Origin of the sequence: Natrinema sp. DC36, from assembly GCF_020405225.1 — an archaeon.
In the GTDB taxonomy this organism is placed as follows: Archaea; Halobacteriota; Halobacteria; order Halobacteriales; family Natrialbaceae; genus Natrinema.
Genome location: NZ_CP084472.1, coordinates 3163970 through 3183646, shown reverse-complemented (window position 1 = coordinate 3183646; position 19677 = coordinate 3163970). Strand labels below are relative to the sequence as shown.

Annotated in this window: 20 protein-coding genes; 10 read left to right on the top strand and 10 right to left on the bottom strand. The window is 65.0% G+C overall.

Annotated elements, in window-relative coordinates; translation table 11 throughout:
- Positions 1-19 precede the first annotated feature (19 nt).
- Positions 20-457, top strand: a complete 438-nt coding sequence (locus LDH74_RS16360; RefSeq protein ID WP_226039761.1) for an acyl-CoA thioesterase — start codon at positions 20-22, stop codon at positions 455-457.
- Here LDH74_RS16360 and LDH74_RS16355 read toward each other — a convergent pair whose 3' ends face one another.
- Together LDH74_RS16355 and LDH74_RS16350 are read right to left on the bottom strand one after the other, a co-directional pair.
- Positions 458-709 (bottom strand): AbrB/MazE/SpoVT family DNA-binding domain-containing protein, encoded by a 252-nt coding sequence (locus LDH74_RS16355; protein WP_226039760.1) that lies wholly within the window; start codon positions 707-709, stop codon positions 458-460.
- A gap of 419 nt (positions 710-1128) precedes the next feature.
- Positions 1129-2214: a methyltransferase domain-containing protein gene (locus LDH74_RS16350; protein WP_226039759.1), complete on the bottom strand. Its 1086-nt coding sequence runs from the start codon at positions 2212-2214 to the stop codon at positions 1129-1131.
- A gap of 467 nt (positions 2215-2681) precedes the next feature.
- Here LDH74_RS16350 and LDH74_RS16345 point away from each other — a divergent pair, with 467 nt between their 5' ends.
- Together LDH74_RS16345 and LDH74_RS16340 are read left to right on the top strand one after the other, a co-directional pair.
- Positions 2682-3242 carry a TATA-box-binding protein gene (locus tag LDH74_RS16345; RefSeq protein WP_006092636.1) on the top strand — a complete coding sequence of 187 codons (561 nt, stop codon included), beginning with the start codon at positions 2682-2684 and terminating at the stop codon, positions 3240-3242.
- A 427-nt stretch (positions 3243-3669) separates the two neighbouring features.
- A complete protein-coding gene (locus tag LDH74_RS16340) occupies positions 3670-4089 on the top strand; it encodes a hypothetical protein (protein WP_226042545.1) in 420 nt (139 codons plus the stop codon).
- 92 nt (positions 4090-4181) lie between these two features.
- Here LDH74_RS16340 and hisG read toward each other — a convergent pair whose 3' ends face one another.
- On the bottom strand, positions 4182-5042 hold the full coding sequence (gene hisG / locus LDH74_RS16335) for an ATP phosphoribosyltransferase (RefSeq protein ID WP_226039758.1): 861 nt from the start codon (positions 5040-5042) through the stop codon (positions 4182-4184).
- A 227-nt stretch (positions 5043-5269) separates the two neighbouring features.
- Positions 5270-5398: a hypothetical protein gene (locus tag LDH74_RS26665; protein ID WP_345778533.1), complete on the bottom strand. Its 129-nt coding sequence runs from the start codon at positions 5396-5398 to the stop codon at positions 5270-5272.
- On the opposite strand from LDH74_RS26665, the gene LDH74_RS16330 reads away from it, so the two are divergent.
- Positions 5393-7408 (top strand): copper-translocating P-type ATPase, encoded by a 2016-nt coding sequence (locus tag LDH74_RS16330; RefSeq protein WP_345778532.1) that lies wholly within the window; start codon positions 5393-5395, stop codon positions 7406-7408. The genes LDH74_RS26665 and LDH74_RS16330 overlap by 6 nt on opposite strands.
- Positions 7409-7495: 87 nt before the next feature.
- On the top strand, positions 7496-7753 hold the full coding sequence (locus tag LDH74_RS16325; RefSeq protein WP_226039757.1) for a hypothetical protein: 258 nt from the start codon (positions 7496-7498) through the stop codon (positions 7751-7753).
- Positions 7754-7774: 21 nt separating this feature from the next.
- On the opposite strand, the gene LDH74_RS16320 is transcribed toward LDH74_RS16325, so the two are convergent.
- Positions 7775-7972, bottom strand: a complete 198-nt coding sequence (locus tag LDH74_RS16320) for a heavy metal-associated domain-containing protein (protein ID WP_226039756.1) — start codon at positions 7970-7972, stop codon at positions 7775-7777.
- A gap of 127 nt (positions 7973-8099) precedes the next feature.
- Here LDH74_RS16320 and LDH74_RS16315 point away from each other — a divergent pair, with 127 nt between their 5' ends.
- Both LDH74_RS16315 and LDH74_RS16310 read left to right on the top strand, forming a co-directional pair.
- On the top strand, positions 8100-8690 hold the full coding sequence (locus tag LDH74_RS16315; RefSeq protein ID WP_226039755.1) for an AsnC family transcriptional regulator: 591 nt from the start codon (positions 8100-8102) through the stop codon (positions 8688-8690).
- 84 nt (positions 8691-8774) lie between these two features.
- Positions 8775-11372, top strand: coding sequence for a heavy metal translocating P-type ATPase (locus tag LDH74_RS16310; protein ID WP_226039754.1), 2598 nt, complete (start codon positions 8775-8777; stop codon positions 11370-11372).
- Between the two features lie 191 nt (positions 11373-11563).
- On the opposite strand, the gene LDH74_RS16305 is transcribed toward LDH74_RS16310, so the two are convergent.
- From LDH74_RS16305 to LDH74_RS16290, 4 genes are all read right to left on the bottom strand, one after another.
- Entirely contained in the window at positions 11564-11764 is a 201-nt protein-coding gene (locus LDH74_RS16305) for a hypothetical protein (RefSeq protein WP_226039753.1), read from the bottom strand.
- A 252-nt stretch (positions 11765-12016) separates the two neighbouring features.
- Positions 12017-12898, bottom strand: a complete 882-nt coding sequence (locus LDH74_RS16300) for a hypothetical protein (RefSeq protein ID WP_226039752.1) — start codon at positions 12896-12898, stop codon at positions 12017-12019.
- A 362-nt stretch (positions 12899-13260) separates the two neighbouring features.
- Positions 13261-14088 carry a DUF4382 domain-containing protein gene (locus tag LDH74_RS16295; protein WP_226039751.1) on the bottom strand — a complete coding sequence of 276 codons (828 nt, stop codon included), beginning with the start codon at positions 14086-14088 and terminating at the stop codon, positions 13261-13263.
- Between the two features lie 133 nt (positions 14089-14221).
- The gene (locus LDH74_RS16290) at positions 14222-14869 is read right to left on the bottom strand and encodes a stage II sporulation protein M (RefSeq protein WP_226039750.1); all 648 of its coding nucleotides are present in this window, start codon (positions 14867-14869) and stop codon (positions 14222-14224) included.
- A 94-nt stretch (positions 14870-14963) separates the two neighbouring features.
- Here LDH74_RS16290 and LDH74_RS16285 point away from each other — a divergent pair, with 94 nt between their 5' ends.
- The 3 genes from LDH74_RS16285 to LDH74_RS16275 all read left to right on the top strand — a co-directional run bounded on the left by LDH74_RS16285 (position 14964) and on the right by LDH74_RS16275 (position 18674).
- Positions 14964-16262, top strand: a complete 1299-nt coding sequence (locus tag LDH74_RS16285) for an amidohydrolase (RefSeq protein WP_226039749.1) — start codon at positions 14964-14966, stop codon at positions 16260-16262.
- Positions 16263-16410: 148 nt separating this feature from the next.
- On the top strand, positions 16411-17109 hold the full coding sequence (locus LDH74_RS16280) for a hypothetical protein (protein ID WP_226039748.1): 699 nt from the start codon (positions 16411-16413) through the stop codon (positions 17107-17109).
- A 275-nt stretch (positions 17110-17384) separates the two neighbouring features.
- Positions 17385-18674, top strand: coding sequence for an adenosylhomocysteinase (locus LDH74_RS16275; RefSeq protein ID WP_226039747.1), 1290 nt, complete (start codon positions 17385-17387; stop codon positions 18672-18674).
- Between the two features lie 62 nt (positions 18675-18736).
- Here LDH74_RS16275 and LDH74_RS16270 read toward each other — a convergent pair whose 3' ends face one another.
- Positions 18737-19588 (bottom strand): PAS domain-containing protein, encoded by an 852-nt coding sequence (locus tag LDH74_RS16270; RefSeq protein ID WP_226039746.1) that lies wholly within the window; start codon positions 19586-19588, stop codon positions 18737-18739.
- Positions 19589-19677 lie beyond the last annotated feature (89 nt).

The window sequence follows — 19677 nt, the reverse complement described above, 5'->3', positions numbered from 1 at the left end:
CGCCGGACGAAGGTCGGGTATGCCGACGCTTCTCGAGACCCACATTCGGAACCGATTTCGCGTCCAGCCCAATCACGCGAACAACAACGATACGCTCCACGGCGGCAACCTGATGAAGTGGCTCGACGAGGTAAGCGCGATGTCGGCGATGCGCTTCGCCGGCGAGACCTGCGTCACCGCTCGAGTGAACGAACTCGACTTCGAGCGGCCGATCCAGATCGGTGACACCGCCCTCGTGGAGGCATACGTCTACGACGCGGGCCGGACGAGCGTCCACGTCGCGCTGCGCGCCTGGCGCGAGGAACCCCGCAGCGGCGAGACCGAGAAGACCACCGAGTCGACGTTCACGTTCGTCGCGATCGATGAGAACGGCGAGAAGGTCCCGGTTCCCGACCTCTCGGTCGAGACCGAGAAAGGGGAACGGCTTCGGGATCGCGTCCACGAGATCAAGGGTTGATCACTCACCGAACGTCGCGTCACCTGCGTCCCGAAACGCTTCGTCGCCCCACTTCGATCCTCGCGTAACCGTCTCGAGATCGGGGAGTTCCCTGATGAGATGGATGTCACCACCGTCGCGAATGACCCGGAACTCGGCTCGCTTCTCGAGATCGGGTTCGTCGCGGAGTTCCGTCGGAATCGTTACCCGGCCGCGACAGTCGAGACGAATAGTGCCGTATTCTTCGCCAGCAGCGTCTTCCGTTCCGTCCATACCGGATCACCGGTGTCTAATCACACGTCACCGCCCTCAATAAGAGATGGGACAATCCGAACCCTATCGTGACTCGCTACAGCGGGCGGCTGACTGTTCGGTCTCTATGATGGCGCGCTGGGTCGCGGTTCGTCAGTGACGAACCGCGACGCGATATCGCGAGGGACGAACGAATGAACGTAGTGAACGAGCGTTAGCGCGGAACCGGGGGTTCCGCGAACCATCCGAACGGGCAGAGCGCGGCGCGACGCGCCGCGACCGTCGAGGCGGTTTCACCGCCTCGCAGCGCCCGTGAGGAGAAATCGGCTGGGGAGGGCGTGGCTACTCCGTGTTGCCACGATAGCAGCAAATCTGTTCCCCCAGTCGTTCTGTATCCGTTATACAGATTTAGCACAAATAACCGACAGACGTTACGGAGATTATCGCTCGAGCACCATCACGTACCGCGTCAGCGACCGGTGCACCCGGCGCTCGAACGCGGACTCGAGTTCCCAGCCGGCCGCCCGCGCCTCCCCGGCCCACGACCGATCCGCGATCACGACCGCTCGCGGGGCCACCCGACGGGCTTCCTCGAGCGCACCGGAGACGAGGTCCGCGAGCCGATGCGTTTCGATCTTCGACTGGCGGCCGTAGGGGGCGTCGAAGACGACGCCGTCGACCGCGTCGTCCGCCAGCGGCAGCCGGGTCGCGTCGCCCCGGCCGACGTGCCACGATCCCCGCGACACGCCGGTCGGCGAGGGCTCGTCGCGCTCGAGGAAGGCCGCCAAATTCTCCCGCGCGCCCTCGACCATCTTCGCCTGCGCGTCGGTGCCGATCACGTCCGCGCCGACGAGGCCCGCCTCCACGAGCACGCCGCCGGTGCCACACATGGGATCCAGGATCGTCGCGCCCGGCCGAGCGCCGGCGACGTTCGCGACGGCCCGCGCGAGCAGCGGATCCATGCTGCCGGGCTGGAAGAAGGGTTTGTCCGTCGGCGCGCGAGCGCCGAAATCGCGGACGCTCTCGGCCGCGAGCCAGCCGAGCGCGCAGACGGAGACCCGCTCGCCGTCGGCTTCACCGGTCCCGTCGCCCTCGAGGGACTCGAGCACGCCGTCGTTCCTGTCGGTCTCGAGCGTCCCTTCCGAAAACGCGACCCGCAGGAGGTGGTCGGGATCCTCGAGATCCACCGCGAAACCCCGATCGACCAGGATTTGGCCGAGTTCACGTTCCGCCGTTTCGGTGCTTACGCCGCTCGAGCCGTGGACGTCGGTCGCCCGCACCGCGACCGATCCCTCCCGGTCGATCGCGGCGGCCTCGAGGATCGCGCGAGCGCTCTCGAGGTCTGCGTCGCCCCGTCCGAGGAGTTCGCTGGCGCGGTGGGTGTAGGCGAGGCCGCGGACGCGCTCGGGGACGATTGTGTGTGCGACGGCGAGCCCCGGTGCGATTCCCTCCACGCCGGTCGCGGCGCTCCCGGCTTCGCGGGCCGCGAACGCGTCGTCCTCGCCGCCTAGCTCGAGCAGATACACGGTCGACTGTCGCCGCGCCTCGAGTATGAGGCTGCCGTTTTTCGCGACTCACTCACGGGATGCTCGTCCGTTCGTCTCGCCCCCTCCACTGCGGACTCGAAGACGGATTTCATCGAAAACGAGCGTTCTGCTACCGTGGCAACAGGGAATCGCCACGCCCTCCCCAGCCGATTCACTCAGTCGCTCCCTCCTTCGCTCATCCACTGGAAGACGCAAAGCGTCTTCCAAGCAGTCACTCGCTACACTCGTGACGACCTCGCACGGCATCGAGCCGCGGTTCATTGGCATTCACCGCGGCACAGCGTGCGCCACCGCACGTAGTTCGTCAGTCATGGATCGATACTACTGGTCGTGTGAGCAACCGCGACCCGGCGACGGTCTCGGATCGATTTCGGTCGTATATACCGGATATATCAGGTGGCGGTACCAACCTTTATAAACCTTAAATACGTCTTTTTAAGCGACTAATGACGGATCCGAAGGACACCATCAACATCGAAAACGTGGTGGCGTCGACCGGCATCGGGCAGGAACTCGACCTCCAGAGTGTCGCGATGGACCTCGAGGGGGCCGACTACGACCCCGAGCAGTTCCCCGGTCTCGTCTACCGAACCCAGAATCCCAAATCCGCCGCCCTGATCTTCCGATCGGGAAAGATCGTCTGTACCGGCGCGAAAAGCACCGACGACGTCCACGAGAGCCTGCGCATCGTCTTCGACAAGCTCCGCGAACTCCAGATCCAGGTCAACGAAGACCCCGAGATCGTCGTCCAGAACATCGTCACCTCGGCCGATCTGGGCCGGAACCTCAATCTGAACGCGATCGCCATCGGGCTGGGCCTCGAGAATATCGAGTACGAGCCCGAGCAGTTCCCCGGCCTCGTCTACCGACTCGACGACCCCGAGGTCGTCGCCCTGCTCTTTGGCTCCGGGAAGCTCGTCATCACCGGCGGGAAAAAGCCAGTCGACGCCGAACACGCGGTCGACAAGATCGTCTCCCGGCTCGAGGATCTCGGCCTGCTCGAGTAACGCCGCTCGAACCGTTCCGCTCGAGTCGGTGTCGCCACCAGTTGCCGTCCGTTCATACGGGTTGCTGTCCCGATGTACAGGAGCAACCGCGAACCGTCCTCCGGTTGCTCCGGAACTGACTTTCAGCAGTCCGTCTTACAGCCGCCTTATCAGTGAACGCTCGAGCGATATCGTCTCGAATCTGCATTCGACGGACTGCTTCCGTTCACCGTCGGCCGGTAGTGACATATTACTCGCGGTCTGGGGCCTGCTCCGTTTCCGAATCGTCTCGAGTTCCCGTGCCGGTCACCTGACCCGTCGCCGCTTTGGTCGGATTATCGATCGTTTATTCCGGCCATAGCGGGCCCGACTGGCCTGAATCGAGCCATACTCGTCGAAACGACCGGTCGCGTTTATCCGATGTGCCGTCGCTGACTTTCTCGTGCCCATGACGATCCACCCTGATCCAACGCCGACCGCTTCGGATCGGTTTCGCCTCGGCAACGACGGTGCGCTCGGTCGTCGCCCCCTCCCGCGTGAGACGATCTCCCGCGTCGTGGACAGCGACCGCCGGTGTGAGATCCTCCGCTGCGTGCTCGCGACCGACGATCCGATCCAGCTCCGAACGCTCGTCGGTCGGCTCGCCGACGCCGAACACGACCCGACGGTCGGGACGACGATCCACCAACTGCGCCAGCGGATCCACACGTCGCTCCGCGAAACCCACCTCCCGCTGCTCGAGGAATACGATATCGTGCGCTTCGATCGAGTGCGGAGCCTCGTCGGTCCGGCGGCGAACTGCGCCGCGTTCGACTCGCTCCTCGAGTTCGACTCGCTCGAGCGACCGATCGCCGCCCGACTCGAGTAGCCCGGATTCGGGTCGATCGGGTGCTCGAGTCCCGGCGTACCCAGCCGCTCGAGTCCCGACGTACCCAACCGCCCGAGCCCCAACCGACCGGACTACTCGACCAGTCGCTCGATCTCGGTCACCAAAATATCGCTCGCGCCGGCGTTTTTGACCTCGGTAATCGTCTCGAAGACGTTTCGCTCGTCGACGACGGCGTGGACCGCGACGGTCGACTCGTCGTCGGTTTCGTCGGCGATGTCCATGATCGTCGGCCCGCCCAGCCCCGGGATGACGTCGCGGACGTCCTCGAGTCGGTCTCGAGGAACGTTCATCATCAGGTACCGTTTGCCCTCGGCCTGCTTGACCGAGGAGAGGGCGGTCCTGACCTCGTCGATCTTGGGCTCGTCGAGCACGTCGTCGCGACCGAACAGCCGGACGGAACTCGAGAGGACCTCGTCGACGATAGCCAGTCGATTCATCTTCAGCGTCGTCCCGGTGCTCGTGATGTCGACGATCGCGTCGGCCATCTCGACGTGGGGCGTGAGTTCCGTCGCGCCCGACACCTCGACGATATCCGGCTCGACGCCGGTATCGTCGAAGAAGTCCGCCGTGATGTTCGGGAACTCGGTGGCGACCGTCTTGCCGGCCAGATCCTCGAGTCGCTCGATATCGCCGTCCTCGGGAGCCGCGAGGACGAGTCGGCAGCGTCCAAACTCGAGGTCGAGCAGCTCCGAGACGTTGTCTACGCGTGCCTCCTGCACCTGATCGAAGCCCGTGATACCCAGGTCGGCCGCGCCGTCGGAGACGTACTCCGGGATATCGGCCGCACGGGCGAACAACACGGTCACGTCGGGGTCGACGGTATCCGCGTAGAGCTTCCGGTCTGCTCCGTTCTCGAGGTGGAGCCCCGCCCGCTCGAGGAGGTCGATCGTCGGCTCGTGCAGGCGGCCCTTGTTGGGAACGGCGATTCGCATATGCTGGCACATTAGCGGCGGGGCGGGAATTGTCTTTTCATCCGATCGACGGCTACCTCGTGTCCCTTCTCCCGGGAGTAGCCAGCCCCACTTCCTTGGTGTGCGACCACCTAGCACCCAATTGAGAACCGACCGATGGACGACCACGACGCCGAACAGGGGACGATCCGGAACCGGCCGATACCGCTCGAGACGACGGCGACCGACCGGACCGGGTCGAGGAGTCGCTACTCGAGGACGAGGCCGACGACGCCGAACGGGGGCGAGACGAGATCCGAGATCGCCACGATGCGGGCGGCGGTCATGGCCACGGCGATGACCGCCACGAGCGCGGTGACCACGACGGCGGCATGCACGCCGGCCACGAAACGATGTTCCGGCGGCGGTTTTTCGTCTCGACGCTGCTCTCGATTCCCGTCCTCCTCTACAGCGAGACGCTCCAGGCGTGGCTCGGCTTCTCGATGCCGGCGTTCCCCGGTAGCGAGTGGCTTACCCCCGTCTTCTCGGTGATCGTCTTCGCCTACGGCGGCGTTCCGTTCCTCCGGATGGCGGCCCCGGAACTGCGGGATCGCGCGCCGGGGATGATGACGCTCATCTCGATGGCGATCACGGTCGCGTTCGTCTACAGCCTCGCGAGCCTCGTCGTCCCGACCGATTCGGCCTTCTTCTGGGAACTCGTCACGCTGATCGACATCATGCTGCTGGGCCACTGGATCGAGATGCGCTCGGTCCGGCGGGCCTCGAGCGCGCTGGACGAACTGGCGAAGCTCATGCCAGACACTGCAGAACGAATCACCGACGACGGTGAGACCGAGGAGGTTCCCGCGAGCGACCTCGAGGAAGGGGATCTCGTGCTCGTCCGTCCCGGCGCGAGCGTGCCAGCGGACGGCGTCGTCGAGGAGGGCGAGTCGGACGTCAACGAGTCGATGATCACCGGCGAATCGACGCCCGTCTCGAAGGAGCCCACGGACCAGGTGATCGGCGGGACGGTAAACGGCGACGGCAGCCTCCGGGTGCGGATCAGCGCGACGGGCGAAGAGACGACCCTCGCGGGCATCATGCGGCTCGTCGAGGAGGCCCAGGGAAGCAAATCGAAAACGCAGGCGCTCGCAGATCGGGCGGCGGGGTGGTTGTTCTACGTCGCGCTCGGCGCGGCCCTCGTCACGGCCGTCGCGTGGACGATCGCGGTGGGATTCGATTCGACGGTGATCGAACGCGTCGTCACCGTCCTCGTCATCGCCTGTCCGCACGCGCTCGGGCTGGCCATTCCGCTCGTCGTAGCGATTAACACCTCGCTGGCCGCGCGCAACGGGATGCTCGTCCGCGACCGAATCGCCATGGAGCAAGCCCGGACTCTCGATACCGTCGTCTTCGACAAGACCGGCACGCTCACCGTGGGCGAACAGGGCGTCGTCGACGTTGCGACTGTCGAGGACGTCTCCGAGGACGAGGCGCTCGAACTCGCGGCCGCCGTCGAAGGCGACTCCGAGCACATGATCGCGCAGGCCGTCCGCGAGGCGGCCGACGATCGCGGCCTCGAGCGCCGGACCGCCACCGACTTCGAGGCGCTGAAAGGCAAGGGCGTCCGCGCGACGGTCGACGGTCAACGGGTGCACGTCGGCGGTCCGAACCTGCTCTCGGAACTCGAGGGCGACGTCCCCGCGACACTCGAGCGGTTCGCCGATCGAGCAGGCGAGAACGCACAAACCGTCGTCTACCTCGTCCGTGAGGGGGACCCAGTCGCCGCGTTCGCGCTCGCTGACGTCATCCGCGAGGAGAGCGACCGGGTCGTCGACGCGCTTCACGAACTCGGCCTCGAGGTGGCGATGCTGACCGGCGATTCCGAGGACGTGGCCAACGCGGTTGCGGCCGATCTCGGGATCGATACGGTGTTCGCAGAGGTGTTACCCGAGGACAAGGACGAGAAGATCACGGAGCTTCAGGCGCAGGGCAAGTCGGTCGCGATGGTCGGCGACGGCGTCAACGACGCGCCGGCGCTCACTCGAGCCGACATCGGGATCGCGATCGGGAGCGGGACGGACGTCGCGGTCCAGTCGGCGGACATCATCCTCGTCAAGAACAATCCGATGGACGTGGTTCGACTCGTGAAACTGAGTCGGGCGAGCTACCGGAAGATGCAACAGAACCTCGTCTGGGCCGCGGGCTACAACGTCTTCGCGCTCCCGCTGGCGGCCGGAATCCTCGCGCCGATCGGGATCCTCCTCTCGCCGGCCGTCGGCGCGCTGCTCATGTCGCTCAGCACGGTGATCGTCGCGATCAACGCGCAGTTCCTCCGGCGCGTCGATCTCTCGGTCCCGGGCCTGCCGGGCGTCTCCGCGCCGGGGGAGGCTCGGCCGGCGGACTGACTCGCGAATCATCGGTACGAACCCTTCGTCACGAACCTGAGGCGAAATTCTCCCGTTCCTTTTCATCATCGGGAATGTACCACCCATATGCCTAGTTCACGAACCGCGACGGCAGTGGTGGGGCTGCTTGTCAGTCTGCTCGTGAGTGCCGTCCTCTGGTGGCACTTCAATACGTTCGCGTTCTTTTTGCTCATCCCGTTCGTTCCGTTCCTGTTCCGCGGTTCGAGCCGAGACGCGTCCGAAGAACCAGTTCGAGCGTGCCCCTCCTGTGGGTTCCAGACGCGGAATCGCGGATACGACTACTGTCCTCGAGACGGAACGCGATTAGAAGAGCGGCGTCAGTAGCGCTGCAGTCGGCTCGCGCAGTTACGCGCTAGCTTCGTACCCCGCCTCGTCGACCGCTTCGACGAGAGCCGTCGTCTCCGCATTGCCCTCGACGGTTGCCCGTTCCGCGTCGCGATCCACGTTAACCGACTCGACGCCCGATACGTCCTCGAGCGCGTCTTCGACGGTCTGCTCGCAGTGTTCGCAGGACATTCCTTCGACGGTAATGGTCTGACTCATACGATATCATATGGATGGCTGCTCTTTGTGCGTTTCTACTTTCGATCGGAGCGTAGAGACGATATTGACTTCGGATTCCAAAGTGCCGGTCGCCACCCTCTTTGCCATCCCGGTCGAACGGTGCGGTATGCGCGACCTCGACGAAACCGACATGGAAATCCTGCGGCTACTGGGCGAAGACGCCCGGCGACCGTACAGCGAAATCGCCGCAACGGTGGACCTCTCCGGGCCGGCCGTCTCGGACCGCGTCCAGCGCCTCGAGGAGGCCGGTGTCATCGAGGGATTCACCGTCGACGTGGACCAGTCACAGCTCAGGGCCGGGATTCCGGTGTTCGTGCAGGCGACCGTTCCCGCGGCCGCTGTCGACGACTGCAAAGTTGCCATCGCGGACGCCGACGCCGTCGAGCACGTGTTCGTCACCGCCGACGGCGAGCTCTGGTTCTACGCCCGTGCGCAGGTCCGACAGGTCCGCGAGTGGCTCCAGGGACTCCTCCCTGACGCGGACGGCGTCGACTACGACGTCACGCTGGTGGACGACGCGGAGTGGACGCCTTCCCTCGACGGCACGTCGTTTGCGCTCACCTGCGCGGAGTGTGGCAACACCGTCGACAGCGAGGGCGAATCGACCCGGATCGACGGCGAGGTGTACCACTTCTGCTGTCCCTCCTGCTCGAGTCGATTCGAAGGGCGATACACTCGACTCGAGGAGGGCGTCTGACCTTCCATTCCAAAGTCACACCCTCCTTGAACTTTGGATTGTAGCCAGTAAAGTGGGTAAGTCGGGATCACCTAGTATCCAGTAATGAGCACTCGAACCGCACATCTGGACATCCGGGGCATGAGCTGTGCGAACTGTTCGCAGACGATCGGCGATGCCCTGGAGTCCCTCGACGGCGTGAGCGAGGCGAACGCCAACTACGCAACCGACGACGGGACCGTCGAGTACGACCCCGAGGTGGTATCGCTCGCCGAAATCTACGAGACCATCGAAGACGCTGGCTACAGCGCCGAGCGCGCGAGCCGGTCGATCGGGATCACGGACATGTCCTGTGCGAACTGCGCCGAAACGAACGAGTCGGCGCTCGAGGAGACGCCCGGTGTCATCGACGCCGACGTGAACTACGCGACCGACGAGGCGACCGTCGAGTACAATCCCGACGACGTCTCGCTCTCCGATCTCTACGGGGCGATCGAGGGGGCCGGCTACACGCCCGTCCGCGACGAGGGCGACGAGGAGTCAGCGGGGGAGCGCCGCGACGCGGCCCGGCAGGCGGAGCTGCGAAAACAGCGCCGCCTGACGATCTTCGGTGCCGTTCTCTCCGCCCCGTTCCTGCTCTTCCTCACCGACAAGTTCCTGCTCGGCGGGGCGCTCGTGCCGGAAACCGTCTTCGGCATCGAGTTCGGCTGGGTGGAGTTCCTGCTCGCGACGCCGGTCCAGCTCGTCCTCGGCCGCCCGTTCTACGTCAACTCCTACAACGCGCTCGTGAAGAACCGGCGCGCCAACATGGACGTGCTGATCGCGCTGGGCTCGTCGACGGCGTACGTCTACAGTCTCGTCGTCCTGCTCGGCCTGCTGGCCGGCAGCATGTACTTCGACACCGCCGCGTTGATCCTCGTGTTCATCACGCTGGGCAACTACCTCGAGGCCCGTTCGAAGGGTCAGGCCGGCGAGGCCCTGCGGAAACTGCTCGAGATGGAGGCCGAGACGGCCACGCTGGTCGACGACGACGGGAACGAGGAGGAAGTACCGCTCGAGGACGTCGCGGTCGGCGACCGAATGAAGGTCCGGCCGGGCGAGAAGGTTCCCACGGACGGCGTCGTCGTCGACGGCCAGTCCGCGGTCGACGAGTCGATGGTGACCGGCGAGTCCGTCCCCGTCGAAAAGGAAGCGGGCGACGAAGTGATCGGCTCGACGATCAACGAGAACGGCGTGTTGACCGTCGAGGCGACCAAGGTCGGCGAGGACACGGCACTGCAGGGGATCGTCCAGACCGTCAAAGAGGCGCAATCGCGACAGCCCGAAATCCAGAACCTCGCGGATCGCATTTCGGCGTACTTCGTCCCCGCGGTCATCCTCAACGCGATCTTCTGGGGGCTGGTCTGGTTCCTCTTCCCCGGGACGCTCTCCGGCGTCGTGGGCGCGCTGCCGCTCTGGGGGCTGGTCGGCGGCGGCCCGGCCGCGCTGTCGACGTTCGAGTTCGCGGTCGTCGTCTTCGCCTCCGCGGTGCTGATCGCTTGCCCCTGTGCGCTCGGCCTCGCCACGCCTGCGGCGACGATGGTCGGCTCCACGCTGGGTGCCCAAAACGGCGTCCTGTTCAAGGGCGGCGATATCCTCGAGCGCGCGAAGGACGTCGACACCGTCGTCTTCGACAAGACCGGCACTTTGACGACCGGCGAGATGACGCTGACCGACGTGGTCGCGCTCGAGGACGAGGGCGATCGAGCGGCCGCCGACGGTGGTGACGCCGCGGCCGATGGAGGAGCAGTGGCTGCTCGAGTAGCCCTCGATCAGGACGAGGTGCTGCGCCTCGCCGCCAGCGCCGAGCGCAACAGCGAACACCCGCTCGCGCAGGCCATCGTCGAGGGGGCCGAGGAGCGCGGTCTCGAGCTATCCGATCCCGACGCGTTCGAGAACGTTCCGGGACAGGGCGTCCGGGCGACCGTCGAGGGCCGCGAGGTGCTGGTCGGCAACCGCCGACTGCTCGAGGGAGAGGGGGTCGATCCCGCGCCCGCCGAAGCGGCGATGGAACGCCTCGAGGGCGAGGGCAAGACCGCGATGTTGGTTGCGGTCGACGGTGCGGTCGCGGGCGCGGTCGCGGACGCCGACACAGTCAAGGAGAGCTCGGCCGAGGCAGTCGCTGCGCTGCGAGAGCGCGGGCTGGATGTCATGATGATCACCGGCGACAACGAGCGAACGGCCCGTGCCGTCGCCGAGCGGGTCGGAATCGACCCCGATAACGTTCGCGCGGGTGTCCTCCCTGAGGACAAGGCCGACGCCGTCGAGGACATCCAGTCGGCGGGTCGCACGGCGATGATGGTCGGCGACGGGGTCAACGACGCGCCGGCGCTCGCGGTTGCGTACGTCGGCACGGCGATCGGTTCGGGGACGGACGTGGCCATCGAAGCCGCGGACGTGACGCTAATGCGTGACGATCCGCTCGACGTGGTGAAGGCGATCCGCATCTCGGAGGCCACCCTCCAGAAGATCAAGCAGAACCTCGTCTGGGCGCTGGGCTACAACACCGCGATGATCCCGCTGGCCTCGCTCGGCCTGCTCCAGCCCGTGCTCGCGGCCGGCGCGATGGCGCTGTCATCGGTGTCGGTCCTCTCGAACAGCCTGCTCTTCCGTCGATACACGCCGGATCACGACTACGAACTGTTCGGGCGACTTCGGCGCTGAGCGGCGCTCCGACCTCGAGGGGCTGCTTTCTGCTCGAGCCTCGGCCGGATTTCGCTCGAGTCGTAACGGACGGGTTAACGGCCGTACTACTTGCTCATAGCACGGTTTCTTCATTCAGCAGTTCCCGCGAAACTCGCGGTACGGACAGCGTCTCTCCGTATCGCTCTCACTGTTGCCGACCGCTCCGGCAGTTACGTCGGTGTGAGGAGTCTGTAGATACCGACGAAAACACTCGTAATCAGGAGGCCACCCCCAGTAACGACGAACAGTTCCGAAAGGTTGATTCCCACGAATGCGAGGGTATCGGGAATCAACACCCCGAGAATTACTGCGGATAATCCTATCCAGAACACTTCGTTGCGCTGGTAGAGGGCTGTGAGCGTTTCCGCCATACTGTCACTGGAGGTGTTCCGGAAATAACCCTTCGTTCTCCGATACACTCGTATACAAAGTTCCGTTGAGTACGGGCGAAGGCGTTACCGAAGCGGCTACACACCTCTCAAATAGATACCAGAAACAGCCTGCTGAATCCAGCGGATATCCCGCTCAAACTGGCTCTATTGTGGTGGAGCTGGGTGTGAGGTACGGCATTCCTCCACACGAAACACGGGGGCAGCGACGGAAAGGTCTGGCTCCGGTCAGGACTAGAGTACAAACGGCTCTGTAGCGGTGGCTCGCAGAGTGACGGTCGCCACTCTGAGCATATAGGCGGTGAGGATAATAAACGGTGCCAGAGCGGTCGTGAACGCGGCGGCCACAAAAGTCAGGAGCGGTGAGAGGCCAAATATCCATATTTGCGGGAGGATGTTCGCGTTTATAGCCAGAATCGTGGTTGCGGTTCCCAAGATAGCTGGGAGTGAGACGATTAAGAGCGTGCGTGACAACATTGAGAACTCCCGTCTATAATACAACGTCGTGAAAAAATGGCGTCCGGTCGTGATCAGTTCGAACGCGCGGATGAGCCTCTCGAACCGATCTTCATCACTATCAGAGAGCTCATCCGCATACGCCAGATGCAATACACGCGATCGTTCCATCAACGGGCCAAGATTCAAATCAAGCCCAAGCCACAGGGCACTGAACTCGCCCCCGCCCGTTTGATCAACGGACTTCTCAATGTATTCGATGGTCTGGAGAATGGTCTCGATGTGTTCTCTGATTTCCTCGGCATCCCTTCCGTCAAGTTCCTCTGTAACCGTCTCTAACTCGTGTGCTCGCTGGTTGATAACTCCGACCATCATAGAGAGGAATGAAGCCGGGTCCATGATGCTATGCTCGGTGTCTGTCAGATGACCTATTTCGCGGCGGAATTCTAGCGTGCCTCGAAGACGATCTTCCTGTGCACCGATAGAAATAATATCGTATGATAGGACGATTGAGTTGATCGATACGACGATCGAGACAAGCAGGATAATCCCTCCCAGAAAGGTGTTGAGAACCGTCTCGACGGCAGCGGTCTCGGTGAGGAGTCGTTGCATTTCGAACGGCCAAATCGTGCCAATTGCGAGGATAGCGACGAACGTCATCGTGAGAAGCGCCCCGGTGACGGCATGCCGATTCCCCTCCAAGAGTAGCCATTGTACCAGGCTGACGCCACGTCTCCCTGACGGGTCCGGGAACCACCCTCGCCAGCCTCCGGATCGGCTCATTTTGTCACCCGGATGGAGCAGGACACAAGTGGTGGTTTGACCGATAGAGATTGATTCGAAGCATCCATACTCCGATATAATCGGTACCTAGTCACTTAACTCACGGTATCGTGATCATCTCGGACTTGATAGGAATAGAGTCAGGGGGAGCGACCGATAACTGAATCAAGTGCTACCGGCCGGCCGATCGACTCCGTAAACTGCGTGCAGGTCGGCGGCTGACTGACCGGTGCTCGAGTTTACGCCGCTTCGGCCCGCTTCTCGCCGTCGTTCTCGTTGCCGCGCTGTTTGTCGGCTTTCTCGTCGTCGTCGTTTTTCTCCTTGTCGACGTCGCGAATTTCGACATCGTCACCGGTGCCGCTCTGACTGATCACCGGCTTGAGGATGTACTTCCCGCTGTTACCGGCCTTGTGGGGCGCAATATCGTAGACGAAGTCGACCCGATCGCCGTCGCCGATGGTGAACTTCGAGTTGATCTGGAGCCTGTTGCTCGGCAGTTTCACTGTCGTCTCGCTCCCGTCGGTCAGGATCCCCTCGGTGTCGCTGACGTAGATGAAGACTTTCTCGTAGTCGCCGGCCGGCAACTCGAACTCGTCGATCATGGACGCGTTCGCGCCCTTCAGCTCGGTGAGATCGACCGTCCGATTGTCGACGTCGTGCTCGACCCAGTGCTCGTCGGACGCGCCGTCGTCCGCCTCGGTGTCCGCGTCTGCCTCGGCGTCCGTTTCGTTCGTCGACTCGTTGCCATCGTCGGACTCGTTCCCGTCGTCTCCGTCAGTTTCGTTCCCGCTACTGTCGGTCTCGTTCGAGTCGTCGTCACTCAGATCGCCGGTTCGCTTGAATCCGACCTTCGTAATCGTCACGTTGAGATGCTGGAAATCGTCGATCACGCTCGGGTCGTCGCTGACGTAGAACGCGGCCGTCCCCATCCCGCCATCGCTCGAGTCCGTGGTGGACGAGTCGTCGGTCGGCGAATCGCTTTCTGGAGTGCCGCCCATCCCGCCGGCACAGCCGGCGATGGCGACGAGGGCTGCCACGAGTATCAGTTGGACCGCTTGTCTGTTCATACGCAGCGACAGTCAGCCATCCGGTAAAAGGGGATCGACGATTCGATCCGTTCACAACCGTTTAGACGCTTCAAAACTGGGAAAACAGCGGGCTAACCGACGTTCCGGTGGGACGCTGCTCCCGCCCGTTGCGTCAGGCAGCAAACAGCGCCTCGAGCAGCGCGGGCGTAACGAAGGCCTCGACGACGGCCGCGACGACGAGTAACAGCCAGCCGGCGAGGACGAGGAGGCCAGTCCGGTAGAGGTAGCGTCTCGTGAGGATCGCGTCGCGCAACCCGCGAAGCCGCTGGCCGACCCGATACAGCAGCCGGAAGCCGACGCCGGCGGCGATGAACAGTGCAGGGAGTTCGAAGATTCCGTGCGGAAGGAGGCCGACGAGGATGAAGCCGATACCGACGTCGCTGGCGACGAACGCGCCGACATTCCCGACGATTACTCCGTTGAACACCATCGCCCAGGCCGTCAGGAGGCCGAGCGTGAGCGCGCCGAGGATCGATAGCAGGAACGCCCGCGTGTTGTTGACGAGCAGGAAGCGCATCAGTTCGGTTCTGCTCTGCCCGCCGATATCCGGGAAGAGCGGCTCCCCAACCAGCTCTTCGATGATCTCGAGGAGGTTGTAGCCGGCTGCCATCAGCGCGATGCCGACGATGATCCCGAACGCGAACAGGCCGGCGGCGAAGCCGACGTATCGACTGTGTTCGTCCCAGGCGTCCGCGAGCGCCTCGCGCGGCGGATAGCCGCCGGTGGTGCGGTCACGTTCGCGCTGGGTTTGCTCGTTCATAGTCTTACATTTCCGAAATAACGCATAAAGCCCGCGGCTCGTCTCGCGACCGGTCATCGACAGGCTAAGGCCGCCCGACGAGAATCCTGCACCAATGACGACGCTTGCGATTACCGACGGGCAGGTCCTTCGCCCCGATCTGACGGTGACGGCTGCCGACGTACTGGTCGATCAGGAACGCGGCGAGATCCTCGAGATCGGCCTCGATCTCGCGGGCGACGCCGACGAGACGCTCGACGCCGCGGGCTCGCTCGTGACGCCGGGGTTCGTCAACGGCCACTGCCACGTCGCCATGTCGCTCCTGCGGGGGTACGCCGACGACAAGCCCCTCGAGGCGTGGCTTCAGGAGGACATCTGGCCCGCCGAGGGGGAGCTGACGCCCGACGACGTCCGCGTCGGCGCGGAACTCGGCCTGCTCGAGCTGATCAAATCCGGAACGACCGCCTTCGCGGACATGTACTTCCACGTCCCCGAGGTCGCCGCCGCGGTCGAGGACGCGGGGCTCCGGGCCCGCCTCGGCCACGGCATCGTCACCGTCGGCAAGGACGGCGAGGCCGCGCGCGACGACGCGCGAACGAGCCTCGAGATCGCCCGCGAGTACGACGGCGCGGCCGACGGGCGGATCTCGACGGCGTTCATGCCCCACTCGCTGACGACCGTCGGGAGCGAGTACCTCGAGGAGTTCGTTCCCGAAGCCCGAGCGGCGGGCGTCCCGATCCACTACCACGCCAACGAGACCGCAGATGAGGTCGCACCGATCGTCGACGACCACGACCAGCGACCGCTCGAGTACGCCGCAGAGCACGGCCTCCTCGAGCCCGAGGACTTCGTCGCCCACGGCGTCCACGTCGACGACCGGGAGATCGACCTGCTCGCCGAGGCCGGCACCGGCGTGATCCACTGCCCGGCGTCGAACATGAAACTGGCGAGCGGGATGGCTCCCGTTCAGCGCATGCTCGAGGCGGGCGTCACCGTCGGCCTCGGGACGGACGGCGCGGCCTCGAACAACGACCTCTCGATGCTCGACGAGGCCCGCGACGCGGCCATGCTGGGCAAGCTCGCCGCCGACGACGCCAGCGCGGTGCCCGCCGATGCGGTCGTCGATGCGATGACCCGGGGCAGCGCCGACGCGATCGGCCTCGAGTCGGGTCGCCTCGAGGCGGGCGCACCGGCCGATTTCGCGGTGATCGACCTCGAGCAACCGCACCTGACGCCGCGACACGACCTCGTGAGCCACCTCGCGTACGCGGCCGCGGCGGCCGACGTGCGCCACACCGTCTGCGACGGCCGGGTCCTCATGCGCGACCGCGAGGTGCTGACGCTGGACGAAGCGGACGTTCGGGAGCGAGCGCTCGAGGCCGCCGAGTCGTTGGTGGCCCGCGCCGGCGAGTGAGCCGGGAGGCGTCTGACCGGATATCTCGAGATAAACTCTCAGGCTCCTCTATAAACGCTCAAACTGTGTCTGCTTCCGTTTTAACTCCGGGCGAACGCCGAGAACCGCCGAGGGGGTTTATTTAACAAACCGGGAAAGTCTGGAGCGGATGAAGAACAAGCTACTCACGATGACACTGGTTGCCGTCATGGTCACGTCCGCGTTCGCCTCGGCGGGCGCGGCCGCGGCAGGGACCGACGGTGACCTCGCGGTGTCCGTCGACGACGGCGAGGATGTCGTCGTCGGCGTCACGGCAAACGGCAGTGCGGTCGCGAACGCGACCGTCGACGTATCGACCACCGACGAGAACGCGACCTACGACGGGACCGGAACGTACACGACCGACGACGCCGGCGAGGTCGTGCTTCCCGACCCCGCGGAGAACGTCACCGTCTCGGTGACCACAACGGCCGACAATCAGACCGCCTCGACCACGGCGACGCTGACCGTAACGAGCAACGAGACCGCGGACGGTAACGAGACCGACAACGAGTCGAGTTTCGGTTCGCTCGTCTCCGACTTCGTCGAGACGCAGCAGAACGAGTCCAACGAGACGACCGGGATCGCCGTCGCGAACTTCGTCGTCGCGAACAACCCCGGTAACGCGCCGAGCCACGCCGGCCCGCCGAGCCACGCCGGTCCGCCGTCCGTCGACGATGACGACGGGAACGAGAGCGACGATGACAAACGAGGACCGCCGAGTCACGCGGGCGGACCGAGTGACGATGGCGACGACGCTGACGACGGCAACGACGGCGACGACAGCAAGGGCGGCGGCCCGCCGAGTCACGCGGGCGGACCGGAATAACACCGGCGCCGCTGACGAATAGTCCGATTCAATTACACTCGAACGACTGACGCCGGTCGACGCGGATCCCCCCGGTCGTCGCCGGTGTCGGACCCCGATCGCGGCCGTCCCCGGACCGCCGCGATCGAGCGGGCACGTAGTGCGGTCGATCCACCCACCACTTTCGTTGCGCCTTTTTTACAGTCACCGAGTCGGGACGCGACGCCCTCGAGTCCGGGAGCCGTGTCCGAACCGGGTTCGGTAGCGTTTTGGCCACGGTCCCACTCTGTCGAGCCATGACCGACACCGAGTATCCCCCGATCAGCGAGCAACTCGAGGACCTCGAGTCCGCTCGCGAGGAGGGACGCCGGAAGATGGACTGGGCCGCTCAACACATGCCGATCTGCGAGCACGTTCGCGAGGAGTTCGTCGCGAACCAGCCCTTCGCGGGCGAGCGCATCGGGATGGCGATGCACGTCGAGGCGAAGACGGCGATCCTCGTCGAGACGCTCGCGGAGGGCGGCGCCGAGGTCGCCGTTACCGGCTGTAACCCGCTCTCGACCCACGACGACGTGAGCGCGGCGCTCGACACGCACGAGAACATCACCAGCTACGCCAAACGCGGCGTCGACGACGACGAGTACTACGCCGCGATCGAGGCCGTCATCGCCCACGAGCCGACGGTCACCGTCGACGACGGGATGGACCTCGTCGCGGCGATCCACGAGGACTACCCCGAACTGATCGACGGCATCGTCGGCGGCGCGGAGGAGACGACCACCGGCGTCCACCGCCTGCGCGCGATGGATGCGGACGGCGCGCTCGAGTACCCCGTCTTCGCCGTCAACGACACGCCGATGAAGCGGCTCTTCGACAACGTCCACGGCACCGGCGAGTCCTCGCTGGCCTCGATCGCCATGACGACGAACCTCTCGTGGGCCGGCAAGAACGTCGTCGTCGCCGGCTACGGCTACTGCGGGAAGGGCGTCGCGAAGAAGGCGTCGGGCCAGAACGCCAACGTCATCGTCACCGAGGTCGAGCCCCGCCGCGCGCTCGAGGCCCACATGGAGGGCTACGACGTCATGCCCATGTCGGACGCAGCCGACGTCGGCGACGTCTTCCTGACGACGACCGGCAACCGGGACGTCATCGTCGAAGAGCACTTCGAAGAGATGCAAGACGGCGTCCTGCTCGCCAATGCAGGTCATTTCGACATCGAGATCGACCTCGAGGCGCTCGACGACCTCGCGGTCGATCGCTTCGAGGCCCGCGACGGCGTCGAAGCCTACGAGATGGCCGACGGTCGCAAGCTGAACGTCATCGCCGAGGGCCGGCTCGTCAACCTCGCCGCGCCCGTTTCGCTGGGCCACCCCGTCGAGGTCATGGATCAGTCGTTCGGCGTGCAGGCCGTCTGCGTGCGCGAGATGCTGGAGAACAGCGACGCCTACGACGCCGGCGTCCACGACGTCCCCGACGACCTCGACAAGGAAATCGCCGAGATCAAACTCGAGGCCGAAGGCGTCGACTTCGATTCGCTGACGGACACCCAGCGCGACTACATGGGTAGCTGGGACCACGGAACGTAGCTCGATCGGTGCTTCAGTAGCAGTGGAAGCGCGACCGCTTCCCGAATTCGTCCCTCAGGAACTCACTCTTCGAGCCCGTCGCTTCCCTCGGACTCGTCGACCACGAACACCAGGCTTCCGTCCTCGAGGCCGCCGAGCCGAACGCGAGCAGGGAACGTCGCGCCCGTCTGCCGGCGGCCGGTGCAGCTACCAGTCCACCGCCATCCCTCGGCGATGGTCGGGAGCGCCGCCGACTCGAGGTGGGAAACGGCCGCGTCGGTGAACAGCTCCCGCCACGGGGTTCCGGCGAGGTCGTCGCGATCGGAGCCGAACTGCATCGCGAAGGAGCGACTCGCGAACTGAACGTCACCGTCGGGGTCGACGATCGCGATCGCATCGCCGGCGAACTCCACGCTCGCCAGCGATCGTCGCGCGAGCGTCGTCAGCCGGCGGCGCTCGAGGAGATCGTGGACGCGGTCGGCGAGCAGTGCGAGCGTCTCGTCCCGTTCGGCGACGGCGGTCCACCCGTCCGAGCGGACCGCCCGCGTCAGTGTGGGCGCGAGTTCGTCCGCGAGGACGACGACCGGCAGTTCGGGCGCGTCGGTCCTGATCGTCTCGAGGGAATCGGCAACGTCGTTCGCGCTCCCGTCGTCGGTCGGCTTGTCACCCGTCGTATCATCGGTCCGCTCGCCACTTTCGCCGCGGTCCTCAGTTCCGTCGGTCGCCGTCGTCGGCGACTGCACGACGAGACAGTCGATGTCGTCGAGCCTGGGCCGCGCGTTCTCGAGTTCGGGGACCGACTCGACAGTGACTTCGGTTTCGTCGTCGAACGCGCGGTCGATCGCGTCGCACTCGCGGCCGACGACGAGGAGCAGCAGCTGTGCTGGCCGCGTTTGAACGGTCGGTTCGGGGACTGCAGCAGTTGATCTCAACATTGGTCTCGGCGTCGGCAGGGTCTCGTTGTACGACCGCGTTCGGTTCGGGGTCGGATCGCGCTCGCCGATCGTCGGCTCGGCCTGTTCAT